The organism is Duganella sacchari (assembly GCF_900143065.1).
In the GTDB taxonomy this organism is placed as follows: domain Bacteria; phylum Pseudomonadota; class Gammaproteobacteria; order Burkholderiales; family Burkholderiaceae_D; genus Rugamonas; species Rugamonas sacchari.
The window spans coordinates 61,161-82,258 of sequence record NZ_FRCX01000006.1; the positions used below are offsets into that span (position 1 = coordinate 61,161).

Annotated in this window: 18 protein-coding genes; 10 read left to right on the plus strand and 8 right to left on the minus strand. The window is 61.0% G+C overall.

Going from position 1 to position 21,098, the window contains the following annotated elements:
- Window position 1 precedes the first annotated feature (1 nt).
- Both feoB and BUA36_RS14225 read left to right on the plus strand, forming a co-directional pair.
- Window positions 2-1,906, plus strand: a complete 1,905-nt coding sequence (gene feoB / locus BUA36_RS14220) for a ferrous iron transporter B (protein ID WP_072785602.1) — start codon at window positions 2-4, stop codon at window positions 1,904-1,906.
- Window position 1,907: 1 nt separating this feature from the next.
- Complete coding sequence (locus tag BUA36_RS14225) at window positions 1,908-2,189, plus strand: DUF6587 family protein (RefSeq protein ID WP_072785603.1); 282 nt, start codon at window positions 1,908-1,910, stop codon at window positions 2,187-2,189.
- Here the strand turns inward: BUA36_RS14225 and BUA36_RS14230 are convergent, their stop codons facing one another.
- The gene (locus BUA36_RS14230; RefSeq protein WP_084560163.1) at window positions 2,190-3,803 is read right to left on the minus strand and encodes an FMN-binding glutamate synthase family protein; all 1,614 of its coding nucleotides are present in this window, start codon (window positions 3,801-3,803) and stop codon (window positions 2,190-2,192) included.
- Window positions 3,804-3,949: 146 nt separating this feature from the next.
- On the opposite strand from BUA36_RS14230, the gene BUA36_RS14235 reads away from it, so the two are divergent.
- From BUA36_RS14235 to BUA36_RS14245, 3 genes are all read left to right on the plus strand, one after another.
- Window positions 3,950-4,621 (plus strand): glutathione S-transferase, encoded by a 672-nt coding sequence (locus BUA36_RS14235; protein WP_072785604.1) that lies wholly within the window; start codon window positions 3,950-3,952, stop codon window positions 4,619-4,621.
- Between the two features lie 81 nt (window positions 4,622-4,702).
- On the plus strand, window positions 4,703-5,476 hold the full coding sequence (locus BUA36_RS14240) for a 5'-3' exonuclease (protein WP_072786172.1): 774 nt from the start codon (window positions 4,703-4,705) through the stop codon (window positions 5,474-5,476).
- Between the two features lie 13 nt (window positions 5,477-5,489).
- Window positions 5,490-5,957, plus strand: a complete 468-nt coding sequence (locus BUA36_RS14245; protein ID WP_307188233.1) for a response regulator — start codon at window positions 5,490-5,492, stop codon at window positions 5,955-5,957.
- A 3-nt stretch (window positions 5,958-5,960) separates the two neighbouring features.
- Here BUA36_RS14245 and mnmA read toward each other — a convergent pair whose 3' ends face one another.
- Together mnmA and BUA36_RS14255 are read right to left on the minus strand one after the other, a co-directional pair.
- On the minus strand, window positions 5,961-7,070 hold the full coding sequence (gene mnmA / locus BUA36_RS14250; RefSeq protein ID WP_072785605.1) for a tRNA 2-thiouridine(34) synthase MnmA: 1,110 nt from the start codon (window positions 7,068-7,070) through the stop codon (window positions 5,961-5,963).
- A gap of 4 nt (window positions 7,071-7,074) precedes the next feature.
- Window positions 7,075-7,572, minus strand: coding sequence for an NUDIX hydrolase (locus tag BUA36_RS14255; RefSeq protein WP_072785607.1), 498 nt, complete (start codon window positions 7,570-7,572; stop codon window positions 7,075-7,077).
- Window positions 7,573-7,768: 196 nt separating this feature from the next.
- On the opposite strand from BUA36_RS14255, the gene BUA36_RS14260 reads away from it, so the two are divergent.
- The 3 genes from BUA36_RS14260 to BUA36_RS14270 are packed head-to-tail and all read left to right on the plus strand — an operon-like array spanning window position 7,769 to window position 10,677.
- Window positions 7,769-8,881 carry a Re/Si-specific NAD(P)(+) transhydrogenase subunit alpha gene (locus BUA36_RS14260; RefSeq protein ID WP_072785608.1) on the plus strand — a complete coding sequence of 371 codons (1,113 nt, stop codon included), beginning with the start codon at window positions 7,769-7,771 and terminating at the stop codon, window positions 8,879-8,881.
- A 9-nt stretch (window positions 8,882-8,890) separates the two neighbouring features.
- The gene (locus BUA36_RS14265; RefSeq protein WP_072785609.1) at window positions 8,891-9,202 is read left to right on the plus strand and encodes an NAD(P) transhydrogenase subunit alpha part 2; all 312 of its coding nucleotides are present in this window, start codon (window positions 8,891-8,893) and stop codon (window positions 9,200-9,202) included.
- On the plus strand, window positions 9,199-10,677 hold the full coding sequence (locus BUA36_RS14270) for an NAD(P)(+) transhydrogenase (Re/Si-specific) subunit beta (protein ID WP_072785611.1): 1,479 nt from the start codon (window positions 9,199-9,201) through the stop codon (window positions 10,675-10,677). Before BUA36_RS14265 ends, BUA36_RS14270 begins: the two co-directional genes overlap by 4 nt.
- Here BUA36_RS14270 and BUA36_RS14275 read toward each other — a convergent pair.
- From BUA36_RS14275 to BUA36_RS14295, 5 genes are read right to left on the minus strand one after another with little or no spacing between them, the layout of a single operon-like run.
- On the minus strand, window positions 10,661-11,542 hold the full coding sequence (locus BUA36_RS14275) for a J domain-containing protein (RefSeq protein ID WP_072785613.1): 882 nt from the start codon (window positions 11,540-11,542) through the stop codon (window positions 10,661-10,663). The two genes, BUA36_RS14270 and BUA36_RS14275, sit on opposite strands and share 17 nt — an antisense overlap.
- A gap of 3 nt (window positions 11,543-11,545) precedes the next feature.
- A complete protein-coding gene (locus BUA36_RS14280; RefSeq protein ID WP_072785615.1) occupies window positions 11,546-12,685 on the minus strand; it encodes a UbiH/UbiF/VisC/COQ6 family ubiquinone biosynthesis hydroxylase in 1,140 nt (379 codons plus the stop codon).
- On the minus strand, window positions 12,678-14,015 hold the full coding sequence (gene pepP, locus BUA36_RS14285; protein WP_072785617.1) for a Xaa-Pro aminopeptidase: 1,338 nt from the start codon (window positions 14,013-14,015) through the stop codon (window positions 12,678-12,680). The genes BUA36_RS14280 and pepP overlap by 8 nt, the downstream gene beginning before the upstream one ends.
- Entirely contained in the window at window positions 14,015-14,749 is a 735-nt protein-coding gene (gene murU, locus BUA36_RS14290) for an N-acetylmuramate alpha-1-phosphate uridylyltransferase MurU (RefSeq protein ID WP_072785619.1), read from the minus strand. The genes pepP and murU overlap by 1 nt, the downstream gene beginning before the upstream one ends.
- 10 nt (window positions 14,750-14,759) lie before the next feature.
- A complete protein-coding gene (locus tag BUA36_RS14295; protein WP_072785621.1) occupies window positions 14,760-15,803 on the minus strand; it encodes an aminoglycoside phosphotransferase family protein in 1,044 nt (347 codons plus the stop codon).
- Between the two features lie 1,140 nt (window positions 15,804-16,943).
- On the opposite strand from BUA36_RS14295, the gene ltrA reads away from it, so the two are divergent.
- Together ltrA and BUA36_RS14305 are read left to right on the plus strand one after the other, a co-directional pair.
- Window positions 16,944-18,644, plus strand: coding sequence for a group II intron reverse transcriptase/maturase (gene ltrA / locus BUA36_RS14300; protein WP_072785623.1), 1,701 nt, complete (start codon window positions 16,944-16,946; stop codon window positions 18,642-18,644).
- Window positions 18,645-18,787: 143 nt separating this feature from the next.
- The gene (locus BUA36_RS14305) at window positions 18,788-21,025 is read left to right on the plus strand and encodes an LPS-assembly protein LptD (RefSeq protein ID WP_371851451.1); all 2,238 of its coding nucleotides are present in this window, start codon (window positions 18,788-18,790) and stop codon (window positions 21,023-21,025) included.
- The last annotated feature ends 73 nt before the right edge of the window (window positions 21,026-21,098 follow it).

Below are 21,098 nucleotides of genomic sequence, written 5' to 3' on the forward strand. Positions count from 1 at the left end.
CATGGGTGCAGTAGAAAACGTGGCGCCGCAAGCGCCGGTGGCGTCCAAGGCGCCGATCATGGCCTTGCTGGGCAATCCCAACTGCGGCAAGACCGCGCTGTTCAACCGCCTGACCGGCGCGCGCCAGAAAGTGGCGAACTACGCCGGTGTAACCATCGAGCGTAAAGAAGGTTCGTTCACCACCACTGGCGGCCATGGCTTCCGCGTGCTGGACTTGCCGGGTGCTTATAGTTTGTCGGCCCATACGCCGGACGAGGAAATCACGCGCGACGTGGTGGCCGGCCTGCGCGCCAATGAAGCCGCGCCCGACGTGGTGGTGTGCGTGGTCAATGCCACCAATCTGCGCCTGAACCTGCGCCTGGTGCTGGAGATTAAACGTCTGGGCCTGCCGATGATTTTGGCCTTGAACATGGTGGACGTCGCCAAGAAGCGCGGCATCACCATCGACGCCGACCGCCTGTCGCAGGAACTCGGCATGCCGGTGGTGGAAACCGTGGCGGTGCAGGCGGGCGGCGAAAAGTCGCTGCTGCGCGCGCTGGATGCGATGTGGCCGGTCGCACCGGGCAAACCGAATCCGCTGTCGGCGATTGATACGGTCAGCGTGGAACAGACGCAGCGCGAAGTGCGCCGCATCCTGGACCTGGTGGTCAGCGCGCCGGCGCACACCGATGATGCGCTGTCCGAGAAAATCGACAACGTGGTGCTGCATCCGGTGCTCGGCCCGATCATTCTGGCAGTGCTGATGTTCCTGGTGTTCCAGGCCGTGTTCACCTGGGCCGCGCCGGCCATGGACCTGATTAAAAACAGCGTCGATCAACTGGGCGGCATGGTCCGTGATGCAATGCCGGACGGTATCCTGCGCGGCCTGCTGGTGGACGGTATCCTGAGCGGCACCGGCAGCGTGCTGGTGTTCCTGCCGCAGATACTGATCCTGTTCTTCTTCATCCTGGTGCTGGAAGACTGCGGCTACCTGCCGCGCGCGGCCTTCCTGCTGGACCGCCTGATGGGCGGCGTGGGCTTGTCGGGCCGCGCTTTCATCCCGCTGCTGTCCAGCTTTGCCTGCGCGATTCCAGGCGTGATGGCAGCGCGGACGATTCAAAATCCACGTGATCGCCTGGTCACCATCATGATCGCACCGCTGATGACCTGCTCGGCGCGCCTGCCCGTATATGCGCTGATCATCGCCGCCTTCATTCCTGAGCGCGAAGTGTATGGCTTCCTGAGCTTGCAAGGCCTGGTGCTGTTCACGTTGTACTTTGCCGGCATCTTCTCGGCCATGGGCGTGGCGTACTTCTTCAAGCGCGCACTGGGCGCCAACCAGCAGCAGCCGCTGATGCTGGAGCTGCCGGCCTACCACTGGCCGCACCTGCAGAACCTGGCGCTGGGCCTGTGGGAGCGCGCCAAGATCTTCCTGACCCGCGTGGGTACCGTGATCCTGACGCTGATGGTGCTGCTGTGGTTCCTGAGCTCCTTCCCGGGCGCACCGGAAGGCGCGACGCATCCGCCGATCTATTACAGCCTGGCCGGCATCCTGGGCCGCGGCCTGGAATACATCTTCGCGCCGATCGGTTTCAACTGGCAGATCTGCATTGCGCTGGTGCCGGGCCTGGCCGCGCGTGAAGTAGCAGTGGGTGCGCTGGGTACCGTGTATGCGCTGTCGCAGACCGGCGAAGAACTGGCGCAGTCGCTGGAGCCGATCATCGCCGCTTCGTGGGCGCTGCCGACTGCGCTGTCGCTGCTGGCCTGGTATGTGTTTGCACCGCAGTGCATGTCGACCCTGTCGGTGGTGCGCCGCGAGACCGGCAGCACGCGCTATGCCCTGCTGATGGCGGGCTATATGTTCGCGCTGGCCTACGCTGCTTCGTTCCTGACTTACCGGATTTCGCTGGCCCTTTTGGGAGGCTAATATGTGGCAAGAGATTATTGTTGCGTTGATCGTGGCAGCGGCGCTGGTGCACTTCAGCACCAAGTACCTGCCGGTGTCGCTGCGCCGCCGTATCGTCTACACGCTGGGCAAGCGCGGCTTCGATGAAGTCAAGCTGGCCAGGTTTTTCAAGACGCAGGGCGGCGGCGGTTGCGGCGATGACGGCGGCGGCTGCTCCAGCTGCGGCTCGTGCGACACCACGCCCACCAAATCCAACACCTCCACCCCGCAACACCGCGTGATCAAGCTGCACGTGCAGCGCTGATCAACCGCAGTAGGGGTCGAACGATTCCGCTTGCGCCATCGGCCAGTACTGGCCGAAGACTGGCGGCAGGCGGTCAAGCTGGCTGGGGTCCAGCAGTTCGCCCGGTTCCAGATACGGCAGCAGTGCCGATGCCAGCTTGACCTGGTTGTGCGAGAGGCGCCGGACCAGATGGCGCGGCCGCAGTTGCGACGGGTGCGTCAGGCCGGCAGCGGCGATCAGCTGCGCCAGGGCCTTCATGGTGTTTTCGTGGAAGTTGGCGACACGCTGGATTTTGTCCGGCACCACCAGCGCGCGCTGGCGTGCCGGGTCCTGGGTGGCGACGCCGGTCGGGCAACGGTCGGTATGGCAGCTCTGCGACTGGATGCAGCCCAGCGCGAACATGAAGCCGCGCGCCGAATTGCACCAGTCCGCGCCCAGCGCCAGCGTGCGCGCGATGTCAAACGCGGTGATGATTTTGCCCGAGGCGCCGATCTTGATCTTGTCGCGCAGGTTGGCGCCGACCAGCGTGTTATGCACCAGCAGCAGCGCTTCCTGCAGCGGCGTGCCGACGTGGTCGGTGAACTCCACCGGCGCCGCGCCGGTGCCGCCTTCGCCGCCATCCACCACGATAAAGTCGGGCACGATGCCGGTCGCCAGCATGGCTTTGACGATGCCAAAGAATTCCCACGGATGGCCGATGGCCAGCTTGAAGCCGGTCGGCTTGCCGCCGCTCAGATTGCGCAGGCGGTCGATGAACTCCAGCATTTCAATCGGCGTGCTGAATGCGGAATGGCGCGAGGGCGACACACAGTCCACGCCCATCGGCACGCCGCGCGTCAGCGCAATCTCGGGCGTGATCTTGGCTGCCGGCAGGACGCCACCGTGGCCGGGTTTGGCGCCCTGCGACATCTTCAGTTCGATCATCTTCACCTGCGGCGAGGTGGCATTGGCGACGAAGTTCTCTTCCGAGAAGCTGCCGTCCGGATTGCGGCAGCCGAAGTAGCCGGAGCCGATTTCCCAGATCAGGTCGCCGCCGTTCTTGCGGTGGTGCGGGCTGATCGAGCCTTCGCCGGTGTCGTGCATGAAGCCGCCCGTTTTGGCGCCGCCGTTCAGGGCCATGATGGCGTTGGCCGACAGCGCGCCAAAGCTCATTGCCGAGATGTTGAACACGCTGGCCGAATAGGGCTGCGCGCGGCGGCAGTCCGCATGGTTGCCGATCTCGATGCGGAAGTCGTGGTCCTGCTCGGGCGCGGGGGCGATCGAGTGGTTGATCCATTCATAGCCGGGCGCGTAGACATCCATCTGGGTGCCGAACGGGCGCTTGTCGCTGTCCTGCTTGGCGCGCTGGTAGACGATGCTGCGCTGGTTGCGCGAGAACGGCTCGGCCACCGTGTCGTCTTCCAGGAAGTACTGGCGGATCTCGGGGCGTATCGATTCAAAGAAGAAGCGGAAGTGGGCGAGGATGGGGTAGTTGCGGCGCAGCGCGCGCTTGGTTTGCAGCAGGTCGGTGATGCCGACGATGGTCAGTGCAGCGGCGACCGCAGCAATCTCCCACGGCGCGTGCAAGGCCAGCGAGGCCAGCAGGGTAATGACAGAAGCATTGAAGGCGAGGTAGCGTGGTGACAGCAGATTCATGAACTCTCCGGCGGCGGCTCTAAGATGACCGAGTGTACTGCTGTTTCCTAATGGAATCCATATCCGCCGAGGCGCGGGGCGCGGACAACAGTGTTAAGCTAGCGGAGTTGCGGCGCACGGCCGTTCTATTTTTCGGGATATCCACCATGATCGTTGTCCACCATCTCAATAATTCGCGTTCGCAGCGGGTGCTCTGGCTGCTGGAAGAGCTGGGACTGGAATATGAAATCGTGCGCTACCAGCGCGACCGCAAGACCATGCTGGCGCCGCCTGAGCTGAAGGCGATTCACCCACTGGGCAAGTCGCCGGTGATCACGGATGGTGGTGTGGTGGTGGCCGAGTCGGGCGCCATCGTCGAGTATCTGATCGAGACCTATGGCAATGGCCGCCTGGTGCCGCCGGCCGGCACGGAAGAGCGCCGCCGCTGGACCTACTTCCTGCACTATGCCGAAGGCTCGGCCATGGCGCCGCTGCTGATGAAGCTGATCTTCGACCGGGTTGAAACCAGCCCGGCGCCATTCTTCGTCAAGCCGATCGCGCGCGGCATCGCGCAGAAGGTCAAGGGCAGCTACATCCTGCCGCAGATCGAAACGCACCTGGATTATCTGGAAGCGGAGCTGGGCAAGACGCCCTGGTTTGCCGGCAGCGAATTCAGCGCGGCCGATATTCAAATGAGCTTCCCGCTGGAAGCCGCCTCGGCCCGTGGCGGCCTCAACGAATCGCGCCCGAACCTGGCCGCCTTCCTCAAACGCATCCACAGCCGTCCCGCGTTCCAGCGCGCGCTCGAACGCGGCGGCCCGTACGAGCTGCTGAAATAAGCCGCATTGAGGCGGCGCATGCCGCTGCCTCAACGCCGTCAGGTAGAATGGCGGCTTGTACAAGCCCGGATGAAGTTGAACATGGGTAGACTCCTTGCCATCGACGGCCTCAATATTGTGCGCCGCGTCTACGAAGCCAGCCCCGAACCTGATAGCCCTGAAAAGGCCGACATCGCCTTGCGTCACGCGCTGTCGTCGTTTCGCACGCTGGTCAATGACCACGAACCCACGCACGTGCTGCCGGCGTTTGATTTCGGCGGCCACACCTGGCGTCACGATCTGTTTGGCGGCTACCGCGAAGGGCGCGCGCCGATGCCGTCGCCGCTGCGCGATGCGCTGCCGGCGTTTTATGAGAAGCTGCACGGCTTCGGCATGCACGTGGTGTCCGTGCCCGAGGTGGAGGCGGATGATGTGATCGGCACCGTGGTGCTGCGCTGGCTGGCGGAAGGCCGCGGCGAAGCCACCGTCGCCACCACCGACAAGGACCTGCACTGCCTGATCGCCCAGGGCGCCCGCGTGTGGGACCACTTCAAGAGCGAATGGCACGATCACGCCTGGGTGGAAAAGAAGTGGGGGGTACCGCCGGACCAGCTGCCCGACCTGCTGGCGCTGATGGGCGATGTCACCGATTCCATTCCCGGCGTATCCAAGGTCGGCGTCAAGACCGCCGCCAAACTGTTGCGTACTTACGGCAATCTGGATGCAATCATGGCTGGCGCGGGCATTCTGAAGGATACGCTCGGCGAAACTCTACGAAAAGAACGCGAAATGTTGTATCTTTCTCGACAACTGGTCGCATTAAAAACAGATGTGCGGGTCGGTGTCAGCTGGAATATGCTGGCTTGGTCTCACTAATAACAAGGTTTGCATGATGTTAAAAGCAGTCATTATCGACTCCAGCGCCATCGCCCGTGGCCTGCTCAACACCGTGCTGCTGGACGGCGGTTACGACGTGGTGGGCCAGTCCCACACCTGCGCTGCCGGCCTTACGCTGCTGATCAAATACAATCCGCAGATTGTCTGCATCGCCAAGGAACTGGTGGAAGACAGCCCGGAAGAGGTCCGCGAAATCCGTACCAAGTGGCCCAAGACGCTGATCTTCATGATGTCCAGCGAGCTCGATGCGGCCACCATTCAGTCCGCGCATGCGATGGGCATTAGTGGCTTCATCGTCAAGCCGTTCAAGGCCGATACGGTGCTCAATACAATACGCAATGTGGTAATTGCGATGGTCAAGCGCCAGCGTGCGGCGCTGGCCAAGGCACAAGCGGATGCGGCCGGCACGGAGGCGCAGCCCGCGGCTGAGGATAAGGACGGCGAAGCCGCCGCCGGCTAAGGCTTACTGGCCGGCGAAGGTCGAGCTGTCGATGATGCCGCCGCCGAGGCACACTTCGCCGTCGTACAGCACGGCCGACTGGCCCGGCGTCACGGCCCACTGGGCATCCATGAATTTCAAGGCGAAGTCGGACTGGCCTTCCGGCGCGATTTCGCACGCCACGTCGGCCTGGCGGTAGCGGGTCTTGGCCGACAACGCGCGCGCGTCCGGCGCCACGCCCGCGATCCAGCTGGCCTGGTCGGCACGCAGCGACGACGACAGCAGCCACGGATGGTCGTGACCCTGCACTACCCACAGCGTATTTTCGGCCACGTCCTTGCGCGCCACGTACCAGGCGTCGCTGGAACCGTCGGCATTCTGGTACGACTTCACGCCGCCGATGCCGATGCCCTTGCGCTGGCCCAGCGTATAGAACGACAGGCCCACGTGCTCGCCCACGATCTTGCCGTCCGGGGTCTTCATCGGACCTGGTTTGTATGACAGGTAGCGGTTCAGGAACTCGCGGAACGGGCGCTCGCCGATGAAGCAGATGCCGGTCGAATCCTTCTTGGCCGCATTGGGCAACTTGAGCTTTTCGGCAATCTTGCGCACTTCGGTTTTTGGAATCTCGCCCAGCGGGAACAGGGTCTTCGACAACTGCGCCTGGTTCAGGCGGTGCAGGAAGTAGCTCTGGTCCTTGGTGTGGTCGACTGCCTTCAGCAGTTCGTGGCGGTCGCCGTTCTGGCGCACGCGCGCATAGTGGCCGGTGGCGATCAGGTCCGCGCCCAGCGTCATCGCGTGGTCGAGGAAGGCCTTGAATTTGATTTCGGCGTTGCACAGCACATCCGGGTTCGGCGTACGGCCGGCCTGGTATTCGCGCAGGAAGTCGGCAAACACGCGGTCCTTGTATTCGCTGGCGAAGTTGACCGCCTCGATATCCACGCCGACCACGTCGGCCACCGAGGCGGCGTCGATCCAGTCCTGGCGGGTGGAGCAGTACTCGGAGTCGTCATCATCTTCCCAGTTCTTCATGAACAGGCCGATTACCTCGTAACCCTGTTCTTTCAGCAGCCATGCGGAAACCGAGGAGTCCACCCCGCCCGACATGCCGATAACGACCCGTTTCTTGCTCATACTTCTATCCATTCGCAGTGCTGATTGCTTCCTTGTAGACGGAAGCGTGTGTTTGTACCAGTTCCAGTGGCGCGCGGATGCCCGCCAGGTATTCGTCTACGCATTGCAGCACGATGGGACTGCGGTGACGGTCGGCGCAGGCGGCCAGTTCGTCGCGCGTCAGCCACATGGTGCGCAAAATGCCTTCGTCCAGCGGACGGTCATGCTGCTTGCCCGGGTAGCCGCAGAACGTGAAGCGCAGATACGTCACTTCTTCACCGGTGCGGTTCGAGGTGTAGCGCGACATATACATGCCGACCAGGCCGGTCGGCGTGAAATCGTAAGCCGCTTCCTCCAGTGTTTCACGGATGACTGCTTCTTGCAGCGACTCATATGGGTCGAGGTGTCCGGCGGGCTGATTAATGCGGATGCCATCGCTGGTTTCTTCTTCGATAAGCAAGAATTTGCCATCTTTTTCGACGATGGCGGCAACAGTAACAGAGGGTTTCCAGATACGCGGCATGAGTCATCCTTGAAAGAGCCGATATTTTAGCCTGTTCCAGGCATTTGGTTTGCGCTGCGACAGATTTGGCAGCGAATTAATGACAAATAGTAATACTTGAAGTGATGAAACCGATATTTATTGGTAAATAAGTCCTAAGTATCATGGGGAAATCCATGTTAGATTGTAGTCAGTTTATTAATCATTTGGAGGCACCATGAGAATAAGCATACCGGCCGAAACGCGGCCGGGAGAAACCCGGGTGGCAGCCACACCGGAGACCGTCAAGAAGCTGGCCGCCAAGCACCAGGTCGTGGTGCAGTCCGGCGCCGGTGTATCAGCCTCTGTCACAGACGAAGCCTATGTGGCGGCAGGCGCGCAAATTGTGCAGGCAGCCGAGGTCTGGGCTGCCGATGTGATCCTCAAAGTTCGTGCCCCCAATGCGGAGGAGCGTGCCCAGATCAAACCGGGGACGGTGGTGATCGGCATGCTGAATCCATTCGATGCAGAAAACAATGCCGCCATGGCCTCGGCCGGCCTGCAGGCGTTTGCGCTGGAAGCCGTGCCGCGCATCACGCGCGCGCAGTCGATGGACGTGCTGTCGTCGCAGGCCAACATCGCCGGCTACAAGGCGGTGATGGTGGCGGCCAATACCTACCAGCGCTTCATGCCGATGCTGATGACGGCGGCCGGTACGGTGAAGGCGGCCCGTGTGCTCATCATGGGCGTGGGCGTGGCGGGCTTGCAGGCGATTGCCACGGCCAAGCGCCTGGGCGCGGTGATTGAAGCGTCCGACGTGCGCCCGCCGGTGAAGGAGCAGGTGGAGTCGCTGGGCGCCAAGTTCATCGACGTGCCGTATCTGACCGACGAAGAGAAAGAAATCGCGCAGGGCGCGGGCGGCTACGCGCGTCCGATGCCGGCCGACTGGATGCGCCGTCAGGCGGAGCTGGTGCATGAACGGGCCAAGCTGGCCGACATCATCATCACCACGGCATTGATCCCGGGCCGTCCGGCGCCGGTGCTGATTTCCGAAGACACCGTGAAGGCCATGAAACCGGGTTCGGTGATTGTCGACCTGGCCGTGTCGCAGGGCGGCAACTGCCCCTTGTCCGAATTGAACAGGACGGTGGTCAAGCATGGCGTGCATATCGTCGGCGAGCCGGATCTCGCCACCCACGTAGCGGCCGATGCGTCCGCGCTGTACGCGCGCAATGTGCTGGACTTCCTCAAGCTGATCATCGACAAGGAAGACAAATTGGTGATCGACCGCGAGGACGAGATCATCAAGGCCACGCTGCTGTGCACCGGCGGCGAACTGCTGCGCAAATAAGGGGACCTCATGGAAATCAGCCACACCATCATCAATTTGATTATTTTTGTCCTGGCCATTTACGTCGGTTACCACGTGGTCTGGACCGTGACGCCAGCGCTCCATACGCCGCTGATGGCGGTCACCAATGCGGTATCGGCCATCATCATCGTTGGCGCCATGCTGGCGGCGTCGCTGACCGAAGGCATCGTCGGACAGATTGCGGGCACCGTTGCCGTAGCCTTGGCCGCAGTGAATGTGTTCGGCGGCTTCCTGGTCACGCAGCGCATGCTGGAGATGTTCAAGAAGAAGGAACCGAAAGCCAAAGGAGATAAAGCATGAATTTCATCTCCATGAATCTGGTGACGATGCTGTACCTGATCGCATCGGTGTGCTTCATTCAGGCGCTGAAAGGGCTGTCGTCGCCCGCGACTGCGCGCCAGGGGAATGCGTTCGGCATGACCGGGATGGCGATTGCGTTTGTGACGACGATTGCACTGATCCTCAAGCTGCAATCGGAAGCCGCTGCGGCTGCGGCGGCAGGTACGGGTAGCGGCCTCGGTCTCGGCCTGGTGGCGCTGGGCGTGATCGTTGGCGGCGGCATTGGCGCGGTGCTGGCGAAGAAGGTCGAGATGACCAAGATGCCGGAACTGGTGGCGGCGATGCACTCGCTGATTGGCCTGGCTGCCGTGTGCATCGCGGTGGCGGCGGTGTCGGAGCCGCACGCATTTGGCATTGCCGCCATTGGCGAAGCACTGCCGACCGGTAACCGCATCGAGCTGTTCATCGGTACCTTTGTGGGCGCGATTACCTTCTCCGGTTCGGTGATTGCGTTCGGCAAGCTGTCGGGCAAATACAAGTTCCGCCTGTTCCAGGGCGCGCCGGTGAGTTTCGCCGGCCAGCACATGCTGAATCTGATCCTGGCGATCGTGATGGTCGGCCTGGGCCTGGCGTTTGTGGTGGCAGACGGTAATCAGCCGGCATGGGCGCCGTTCCTGATCATGACCGCGATTGCGTTTGTGCTGGGTGTGCTCATCATCATTCCGATTGGCGGCGCGGACATGCCGGTGGTGGTGTCGATGCTGAACTCCTACTCCGGCTGGGCTGCGGCAGGTATCGGCTTCTCGCTGAATAACTCGATGCTGATTATTGCTGGCTCGCTGGTGGGATCGTCGGGCGCCATCCTGTCGTACATCATGTGCAAGGCGATGAACCGTTCGTTCTTCAACGTGATCCTGGGCGGCTTTGGCGGTGCGCCGACGGAGGTGGGTGCTGGCGGTGCGAAGGAGCAGCGGCCGGTCAAATCCGGTTCGGCGGATGATGCCTCGTTCATCATGGCGAATGCGGAAAGCGTCATCATCGTGCCGGGCTATGGTCTGGCCGTGGCGCGCGCGCAGCACTCGCTGAAAGAGCTGGTCGAGAAGCTGACGCACAAGGGTGTGACGGTGAAGTACGCGATCCACCCGGTTGCCGGCCGCATGCCGGGCCACATGAACGTGCTGCTGGCGGAAGCGGAAGTGCCGTATGACCAGGTATTCGAGATGGAAGACATCAACGGCGAATTCGGCCAGACCGACGTGGTGCTGATTTTGGGCGCCAACGACGTGGTCAACCCGGCCGCCAAAGATCCGAAATCGCCGATCGCCGGCATGCCGATTCTGGAGGCATACAAGGCCAAGAGCATCATCGTCAACAAGCGCTCCATGGCTTCCGGCTATGCGGGCCTGGACAATGAGCTGTTCTACCAGCCCAACACCATGATGGTCTTCGGCGATGCCAAGAAGGTCATCGAGGATATGGTCAAGGCGGTGGAGTAATTATCACGGGGGCCTGTTGATGTGGCGAGCAATAGGCTATCCCGAATACAAACACCATCCACATTGCCAGCACGATCAGGGATTTCATGGCAACTGAACGACGCGGTTCAGATTGTGATGCGGGCGGCGATGGCGGAGGGGCGTTCAGGCTCTCCGCCAGCCAGTAGCCGTATCTTTCAGTCTCCATCGTAATCTGCATCAGGGCCGGTGCTGCCTGATGCAGAAGCATCAATGGCATTCTGTGATAGTCCAATTCGTCGGGCGTGAGCGGCAGGCTATTTTGTAGCCGCATCATCGTCAGGCGCAGTTGATCGCGTTCCTGTGCTGGCAGTCCTTGCAGCAAACGCAGCTCTTTGAGTGCAAGATTGATCAGCTGACCGGCGTCACTGAACAGTGCCAGGTTGTTGGAGCTTGCCTCCCAGTTGAACACCAGCGTTGCCGCAAGAAACAGCGTCTCGTTCCCAGGCTGCCATCCGTCGGCAAGCATCTCGACCACCAAGCCTTCAAAGCAGTGGCGGCTTTCAATATTAATGAAAGCGTCGTCCTCTAGCGCCGACTGCAATTCCAGCTCCCACGTAGTGAGGCCGGCGTTGTCGGCCATCCGGTGCTGGCACAGCGCCCAGGCCATTTGGGCGTGTTGCTGAGGGCTGATGTCGAGTACAGGCGGCTTGGTTGGTGGTGGTGCGGGTAATGGCGGCGTTACTGCGCCGTCACCAAGTGCACACTCATACGCCCAGCGGAGCTCCTGAAAACCCTGCGGGTCCTGCTCCTGATCGATTTTCTTGAGCTCACGCGCGTAGGCTTTGCGGATCTCGCGGGTCTCTGCGCCTGGGGCGAGACCCAGGCGCTCGTAGGCATCAAGCATGCGTTAACGGCGGCCGTACATCATCAGTTCAGCCAGCAGGCTGCGGGCGGGGCTGATGATGTCGATGGCGGCGAGCGAGAGGCCGAGCACGGCCTGCGCAGGCGAGTCGTTGGCGAAGATGCGGGCCATGGTGTCGGTGATGCGTACGGTAGTGCTGCGGTCGCGCTGGCGTTGCGTGGTGAACTGCGACAGCATCTCCGGTGTGGCGCCTTGCGCCAGCAGGCGTGCCAGCACGGTCACGTCACGCAGGCCGAGATTCAAACCCTGGCCCGCCACCGGGTGCAGCGTCTGCGCGGCGTTGCCGATGGCGACGGTGCGCGCGGTGCTGCGTGGGTCGGCGTTCAATCCAAGCGGGAAGGCCAGACGCGGCGTGGCGTGCGTGAAACGGCCCACGCGTTCGCCGAATGCTGCGCCCAGTGCCTGCAGGAAGTCGGCGTCGTTCAGCGCTTGCAATGTGTTGGCGGTTTCAGGGCGTACGCACCAGACCAGCGAGTATTCGTCGTCCTGCGGCAGCAATGCCAGCGGACCTTGCTCGGTAAAGCGTTCGTAGGCACGGTGTGGCGGCGGTGTGCTGCTGCGCACCTGCGCGATGATGGCGGTTTGCCCGTAGTCGCGATGTGTGGCGCGGGTTTGCTGTTCGTTGAACAGGCCGCCCTCCGCCTGCACCAGGATCCCGGCACGCAGCGTTTTCGGTGCGCCTTCGGAATCGAGGATCAGCGTGACGCCATCGGCTGCTTCGTCCAGTGTTAGTACGCGGGCAGGGCGCAGCGAGATGATGCCCGCCCGCGCGCACACGGCGCCGAGTGCGCTGACGATATCACCGTAGCGTGTGACGTAGCCCAGCGCGGGCAGGTCGTAGTCTTTGCGGTCTATCATGCTGCGGCCAAACTGGCCACGGCGCGAGACGTGAATCTGTTCGATGGCGGTGGCCGCAGCAGGCCAAGCGCCGATTTCTTCCATGATCTGGCGGCTGCCCCACGACAGCGCCAGCGAGCGCGGGTCCTTGCTGGCCTGGTCCAGCGTCTTGGCATCGATCAGCGCGATGCGCTGTGCGGGCATGCCGCGTTTGACCAGCAGTGCCGCCAGCGCCATGCCGGCCGGACCAGCGCCACAGATGGCGATGTCGTAATCAAGTTCAGTCATGCTGCATTAATTCTTCAATCTCGGCCACGGTCTTGGGCGCGGCGGCGCTCAGGATGGTGTGGCCGTCAGCAGTCACCAGCACATCGTCTTCGATGCGGATGCCGATGTTCCAATATTCTTCCGGCACGCCTTCCGCCGGACGCACGTAGATGCCGGGTTCCACCGTTACCACCATGCCCGCCTGCAGCGCGCGCGATGGCTTGTCGGCGTGCGTCACATCGCGGTACTGGCCGACATCGTGCACGTCCATGCCCAGCCAGTGGCCGGTGCCGTGCATGTAGAACTGCAGGTAGGTCTTGCTGGCGATGACCTCATCCAGCGTGCCTTTCAGCAGGCCCAGATCCAGCATGCCTTGCGCCAGCACCTGTACCGCCGCTTCGTGCGCGCCGGAGTAAGGCAGGCCCGGTGCGATGGCGTTCAGCGCGGCGGCTTGCGCGGCCAGCACCAGTTCATACAGGCGCTTTTGCGGTGCGCTGAAACGGCCGTTGACGGGGAAGGTGCGCGTGATGTCGGAGGCATAGCCATCCAGCTCGCAGCCGGCGTCGATGAGTACCAGATCGCCGTCGCGCGTCTGCGCGTTATTGGCGCTGTAGTGCAGCACGCAGGCATTGGCGCCCGTGGCGACAATGGAGGTGTAGGCCGGCGCCTGCGCGCCATTGCGGCGGAATTCGTACAGCAGCTCCGCTTCCAGTTCGTATTCATGTACGCCAGCGCGGGCGGCGCGCATGGCGCGGATGTGGGCTGCGGCCGAGATGCTGGCGGCGCGCTGCATGATGGCCTGTTCGTCTGCGTCTTTCAGCAGGCGCATTTCGTCCAGCAGCGGCAGCAGATCGACGGTGCCGGCGGGCGGCGTGACGCCGGTGCGCGACTTGGCGCGTACGGCCGACAGCCAGCCGGCCACGCGTGCATCGAGCTTGCCACCCAGCGGGTAGTACAGCGCTGGCACGTTGGACAACAGCGTGGCCATTTCTTCGTCCAGCGAGTCAATGGTGTGCGCGGCGTCGAAGCCGAAGGCCTCGCGTGCACCGTCCGGACCATAGCGGTAGCCGTCCCAGATTTCGCGGTCGAGATTTTTCGGGCGGCAGAACAGGATCGCGCGCGCGGGCGCGTCACCTTGCGCGGCGACCAGCACCAGCGTGGCTTCCGGTTCGGTAAAGCCGGTCAGGTAGTAGAAATAGCTGTCGTGGCGATACAGGTAATCGCTGTCGCTGTTGCGCGCGACTTCCGGTGCGGTGGCCAGCACCGCCACGGCGCCCGCAGGCATCTGCGCCAGCACGCGTGCGCGTCGCGACGCGTAGCGTGCTGCCTCGGGCGGCGAGAGCGCATCCATTACTGCACACCCTTGCTGGCCGGCGCCAACGTGGCCAGCGGCGCGTTCAGCAGGTCGAGCTGCTGCACGGTGCCGACGTTGTGCCACACGCCTTCGTAGACTTCGCCGCCGACCTGCTTCTTGTCCGCGTACTCGCGGATCAGCGGGCCAAGCTTGGCGTAGTCGCCGGAGGCGATGCGGTCGAACATCTCCATGCGGTACACGCCGATATTCCCGAAGGTCCATTTTGGCGAACCCTCGTTGGTCAGCGAGTACATGGTCATGCCGAAGTCGCCGTCGGGATGCCAGTCCGGATTCGGCACCATATACAGCCAGCAGATGTCGCGCTTGTCGGCCGCGTAAGGATTGCCCCACATATCCTTGTCGTGCAGGACGTCCTTGACCTGTTCAAAATCGAAGTAGGGCACGTAGATGTCGCCCGACACCGCCACAAACGGCGCATCGCCCAGCAGTTCGCGCGCCTTGGCGATGCCGCCGGCGGTTTCCAGCGCCTGCTCTTCGTGCGAGTACATCAGCTTTGCGCCGAACTGGCTGCCGTCGCCCAGCGTCTGCTCAATCTGCTCGCCCAGGTGGGCGTGATTGATGACGATTTCCGTGATGCCGGCCTTGACCAGGTTCAGTATGTGCCAGACGATCAGCGGACGGCCGCGGACTTTCAGCAGCGGCTTGGGCGTGGTGTCGGTCAGGGGACGCATACGTTCGCCGCGTCCGGCGGCGAAGATCATCGCTTTCATGCGCCGGTCCTCAGAAGGTGTAGCCGACTTGCGGCTGATTGTCTTCCAGCAGATCCAGCAAACGCAGCAGCGGCTTCAGATCTTTGTAGCGGCTGGCGGTCTTGCGCACGTATTCCATCACGGTCGGCAGGTCTTCCAGGTACTGCGCCTTGCCGTCACGGTAGTTCAGGCGGCAGAACAGGCCGAGGATTTTCAGGTGGCGCTGCAGCGCCGCGTATTCGAAGTCCTTGTAGAAGGCGTCGATGTCCTGGTTGACCGGCAGGCCGACCGACTTGGCGTGCTGCCAGTAGCGGATCACCCAGTCCAGCACCATTTCTTCGTCCCACGACACGTAGGCGTCGCGCAGCAGCGAGGCCAGGTCGTAGGCCATCGGCCCCCACAGCGCGTCCTGGAAGTCCAGCACGCCCGGATTGTTCGCATCGACCACCATCAGGTTACGCGAATGGAAATCGCGGTGGATGAACACCTGCGCCTGCGCCGTGACGTTGGCCAAAATGGCCTCGAACACGCCTTGCAGCTCGGCGGCCTGCTTGTCGGTGAGCGTGGCTTTCAGGTGATGGCCGATGTACCACTCGGGGAACAGGTTCATTTCGCGCAGCAGGAAGGCGCGGTCGTATTCCGGCAGGATGCCGGGCTGGCTGGTCATCTGGAACTTGACCAGCGCTTCCAGCGCTTCGGCGTACATGGTCGAGGCGTTGTCGTGGTCCAGCACGGACAGGTAGGTGGTATTGCCCAGGTCCGACAGCAGCATCAGGCCCGCTTCGTAATCGGTGGCGATGATGCGCGGCACGGCGACGCCGGCATGTGTGAGCATTTCGTCAACTTTGACAAAGCCCAGCACATTTTCGCGCTCGGGCGGCGCGTCCATGGCGATCAGGGTGTGGCCCAGGGCGGCCTGCTGTTCCGGCAAAACATTGACACGGAAATAACGGCGGAAACTGGCGTCCGCCGAGGCGGGGCGCAAACTGTCGACGTCCACGACGTTCAGGCCACGCAGCCACGTGACCAGCAGTTCCAGACGTGTATCGGAAGTTAAATTCTGTAATAAAGACATTGAAGCATGCCGAGGAAACCGGCGTCAGGTGAAGATTCCCATATAATAAGGGATTCAGTGCGACACGTAGTCGCTAAATAGCTGCCGTCGAGGTAGCATGTTCAAGCAATATACCCACAAAAATGCGCTAAGTCCTTGAATTTCGAAGGATGTTAGCGTGGGCTGTGTAACTCCGTCCATCGGAATCCTTACAGTCTATCTTCAATTCCCACCCATTCAATTTCGCCCGACAACGTCTATGCACAGGTTTTCCTGTCGCTTACACGTCTGCACGTCGAAATATTGGCCCAAAAAGCCAATGGGTGTTGCTATTTTGCGACGACACGAAAAGAACTTTCGTTGAATCTGGATGACTCGTTCGCGAGTCATCATGGCAAGCCAGAAATGGCGTTGAAGTCATCGAGCTGGAATTATTGCTGCGAACGGGGCGCAAGCTCTGAGATGTCTTGTCGTACCCTGAATATCAGGTGCTACGACCGGGCGTACGACCACCCGTCACCTATTCGAACATGCGTCACTGGCAACGGTGGGGTGTGAAGCTTCGAAGACAATGTACCCCCGTGTAGCTACGGCATCCCGCTCATGCGAATGATCGGGATGGAGACTGCCAGCAGCAAGGCGGTTCAGGGGCTAGGTGAGTGCTGCAAGGGTAATGTAATGTGAACTGCCGTTTGAACCCTCGTAAATATTGATGGGCCTAAGCTGCTGCAAGGCCTTAACCAAACGGTGCCGTGGTAGGACATTCTTGTTGAATCTGGGAATGCGTCGTCATTACAACCACCGGGGGATAGGCAGACCCTAAACAGTCAAGCGCAATGCAAGATCTGCGTTGGCATCTCAGGGAACGTGGTAAGCCTGATTCTCTGCCCTGGGCTCGGCATCTTCGAGCCACAAGGCAGGCGAACCGCAAGGGGAGCTGTTGGAGGAGCAGGTATGGGAGGATGGAAAAAGCGAATGCCAGGCTGTAACGGCTTGGATAGGGATTCAAGATTTGTCCCGCCGCGAAAGCGGGCAGACTTCCATCTGGTGAAATAGTCGTCAAACGGCTGTATAGACAATCAATCGCCCCGAAGGGATGTACACGATCCCTTCGGGGAAAGTTGCGTCCTCGGAAAGGCTTTCACTTACGAGGTTTCAGCAATGAGAGTAATTGAACAACAGTTCGATTCTGCGTCCTCGCGCGTACCGACCGAATGGAGCGCCATCAATTGGCGCAAAGTTCAGAGGAACGTGAGGGTCATGCAGCATCGTCTAGCGAAGGCAACGTCGGAAGGCAACTGGCGCAGGGTGAAATCTTTGCAAAGGTGGCTGACCCACTCGTTTTGCGCCAAGGCATTGGCCGTAAAACGAGTGACAGAAAATCAAGGAAGGCGCACCGCAGGAGTGGACCGGCAACTTTGGGAAACTCCGCAACATAAGCATGCGGCAATAGCGAACCTCGAAAAATCCCGGTATCGACCTCTGCCATTAAGGAGGGTCAATATCCCCAAGCCGAATGGGAAGTTACGCCCCTTGGGCATACCCACCATGCGAGACAGGGCCATGCAAGCGCTTCATCTGCTGGCACTCGATCCGGTCTTGGAGACGGTTAGCGACCAGAATTCTTACGGGTTCAGGAAAAGTCGTGCAACCGCCGACGCAATGTCTCAAATCTTCATCAGGTTGTCCCGCAAGGGCTCGGCCGAGTGGGTGTTAGACGCGGACATTGAAGGGTTTTTCGATAACATCAACCACGACTGGATGATTGACAACATCCACATGGATAAGTTGATCTTAAAGAAATGGCTGAAATCCGGAGTAGTGGATGGTAAGCAATTGCAAGCAACCACAGCCGGAACGCCGCAGGGAGGTATCATCAGTCCTGCGTTGGCAAATTGGACATTAAATGGTCTTGAGGCTGACCTCATTGCGCATCTTGATGCGAAATGGGGTGTGGCTAAAGCCAAGAAACTCAAAGTCGGCGTAATACGATATGCGGATGATTTCGTCATCACCGGGGCTTCACAAGAGCTGCTGGCGAACGAGATTCAACCTTGGGTAGAGGAATTCCTTGCCTTGAGGGGGCTACGCTTAGCAAAAGCCAAAACCAAAATCGTACACATCGACGACGGGTTTGATTTCCTGGGGTGGAATTTCCGGAAGTACTCGGGGACGCTGCTCATCAAGCCGAGTAAGAAGAATGTGAAAGCATTTTATGAAAAGCTCAGGGCCGCCATTAGTGACAATCTCGGTGCAACGCAGGAGAACATGATACGCCTGCTTAATCCGATGCTACGTGGGTGGGCGCAATATCACTCCCCTGTAGTTGCCAAACAAGCGTTCTCTCGCATGGAGTCGTTGATTTTCTGGCGACTTATGCGGTGGGCAAAACGCCGGCACCCAACCAAGCGCGCGGATTGGATACGCAAGAAATATTGGCGCTCAATCGGCAATAGGAACTGGGTGTTTGCATGCGAAGTTGCAACAGAGCAAGGCGGTAAGGCAATCATGGACCTGTACTCGCTCGCGAGCACAGCCATTGAGCGGCACACGAAAATCAAAGGGGCGTTTAACCCCTATGATCCGGCTTGGGAAATGTATGGCGAGGCATTGCGGAAGGAGCGCATGGTAAAAAACATGCGTTACCGGAAGGAATGGATCACCCTCTATGTGGATCAGCGCGGTAAGTGCGCGTTATGCGGTAATGAGATGGACTTTGACACCGGATGGCACGATCACCATATAGAATATCGTATGGTGGGCGGGTCCGATGCCTTGGGAAATCGAGTATTATTGCACCCTAATTGCCACTCGCAGGTGCACCAACGTGGGTTGAAAGTAACGAAGCCGGTTCCTGTTTAGGAACTTTTATTTAGCTCGAGCCGTGTGCGGTGAAAGTCGCACGCACGGTTCCTAGGGGGGAGGATTCCAGTAATGGAGTCTTCCTACCCTCCAATTAAAAAATCGCCTTTCATGGTGCTTCGCTCCCTCTTTTCATGACACGCATGCCCAAACCGCAGCGCCTGGCGTATGCCCTGTCCGCTATCTTCACTGTATCAGCGTTGCCTGCCTACGCCCAGATGCCGCCCAAGCAGCGTGCGCCGCGCGTGGAAGACAAGAACGCTGTCACGACTGTCATGGCCGAAGACATCAGCGGCCGCCCGGAACGCGAGCTGAATCTGGAGCGCGATGCGGAAATCATCAAGGACAAGACCCGGGTCAAGGCCGATACGGCCTGCTATCGCCAGGTCGAGGACGAGGTGGAAGCCCAGGGCAATGTGAAAATCTGGCGCTTCGGCGACTATTTCACGGGCGATGAGCTCAAGCTGAATATGGATACCGGCAAGGGCTATATGCTCAAGCCGACCTACAAGCTGGAGTCCAACCACGCGCAGGGCAAGGCCGAGCGCCTCAACTTCATCAACGAAGATGAAGCGGTGGTCATCAACGGCACCTACAGCACCTGCCAGAGCGCGGACCCGGACTGGTATCTGCGCTCCGATACGCTGAACCTGGACTCGGGCCGCGACGTCGGCACGGCCGGCAAGACGCTGATCTACTTCAAGGACGTGCCGATTCTGGGCACGCCGGCGCTGTCGTTCTCGCTGTCGGGCGCGCGCCGTTCCGGCTGGCTGTCGCCGACGCCGGGCTTCGGTTCCAAGAACGGCGCCGAACTGGTGGTGCCGTACTACTTCAATATCGCGCCGAACCGCGATTTGACGCTGTACCCGAAAATCATTTCCAGCCGTGGCATTCAAATCGGCGCCCTGGGCCGCTATCTGGGCGAGACCAATGGCGGCTTGTACCAGGGCGAGACCTACCTCGAGTACATGCCGCATGACCGCGAGTATGCCACCGCCAATCCGAATGAAAAGAGCGACCGCTGGATGGTGCGCTCGACCCACAACCAGGACATCACCAAGCAGTGGGCCTATAGCTGGAACTTCCGCGCCGCTTCGGATAACAACTATCCCAATGACTTTTCGAAGACCGTCTCCGGTTCCACCGAGCGTCAGCTGCTGCGCGAATTGCGCACCGATTACATTGGCGATTTCTGGACCCTGACCGCGCGCGTACAGAAGTACCAGGTGCTGCAGGATCCGGAATCGGTGATCGACCGGTCGCTGACCGTGACGCGCCCGTATGACCGTCTGCCAGCGATTAACTTCAACGCGGCGCAGTACGACGTCGCCGGTGGCTTCGACTGGGCCTTCAACGCCGAGCTGACGCGCTTCTATCATCCGACGCTGATCAATGGCACGCGCCTGGTGGCGATTCCGCAGGTGAGCTATCCGATCATCGGCTCGAGCTACTTCATCACGCCGAAAGTGATGGTCAACATGGCCAGCTACCAGCTGGACGCGTACAACACCCAGAAGGCCGACAATCTGTCGCGCTCGGTGCCGACCTTCTCGCTGGATTCGGGCCTGGTGTTTGAGCGCGATGTCAAATTTGGCGGCAAGAACATGACGCAGACGCTGGAACCGCGCCTGTTCTATGTGAATACGCCGTACCGCGACCAGAGCCGCTTCCCGACCTTCGACACCGACGCCGCCACCTTCAACTTCGCGCAGATCTTCAGCGAAAACCGCTTCGTCGGTTCGGACCGGATTGGCGACGCCAACCAGCTGACCGCCGCGCTGACCTCGCGCTTCCTCGATGCCAATGGCGCCGAGGCGCTGCGCCTGGCGTTCGGCCAGCGCTTCTATTTCCGCGACCAGCGCGTGCAGCTCGATTCGTCCACCCCGGTCGGCGATTCGCGCTCGGACATGCTGCTGGCCGCAACCGGCCGTATCTCGGAAACCTGGGCCTTCGACAGCGCCGTGCAGTACAACCCGGGCAGCAGCCGCATCGTCTCGGAAAGCTATACCGCGCAATGGATCCCGGGGCAGAAGAAGGTGCTCAACCTGGGCTATCGCTATCTGCGCGGCAGCTTCAAGAACATCGAAATTTCCAGTCAGTGGCCGATCTTCCAGCGCTGGTACGGCGTGGGCCGGGTCAGCTACTCGATGCAGGACAAGAAGATCCTGGAAAGCCTGGTCGGTCTGGAATACAACGCCGACTGCTGGGTGTTCCGTACCGGCGCGCAGCGCTTCGTGACCACGTCGACCAAGGCCTCGACCCAGATCTTCTTCCAGCTGGAGCTGAACGGCCTGTCGCACCTGGGCGTCGGCAGCCCGCTGGAAGCGATGAAGAGCAGTATTCCTGGCTACCAGCGCCTGAATGAGGGCTATGGCCGCTAACTCCTGATGTACACTTGGCGTCCGCCGCGCAAAACATGTCGCGGCGCTTTTTGACTTTTTTACACCTCTTGAG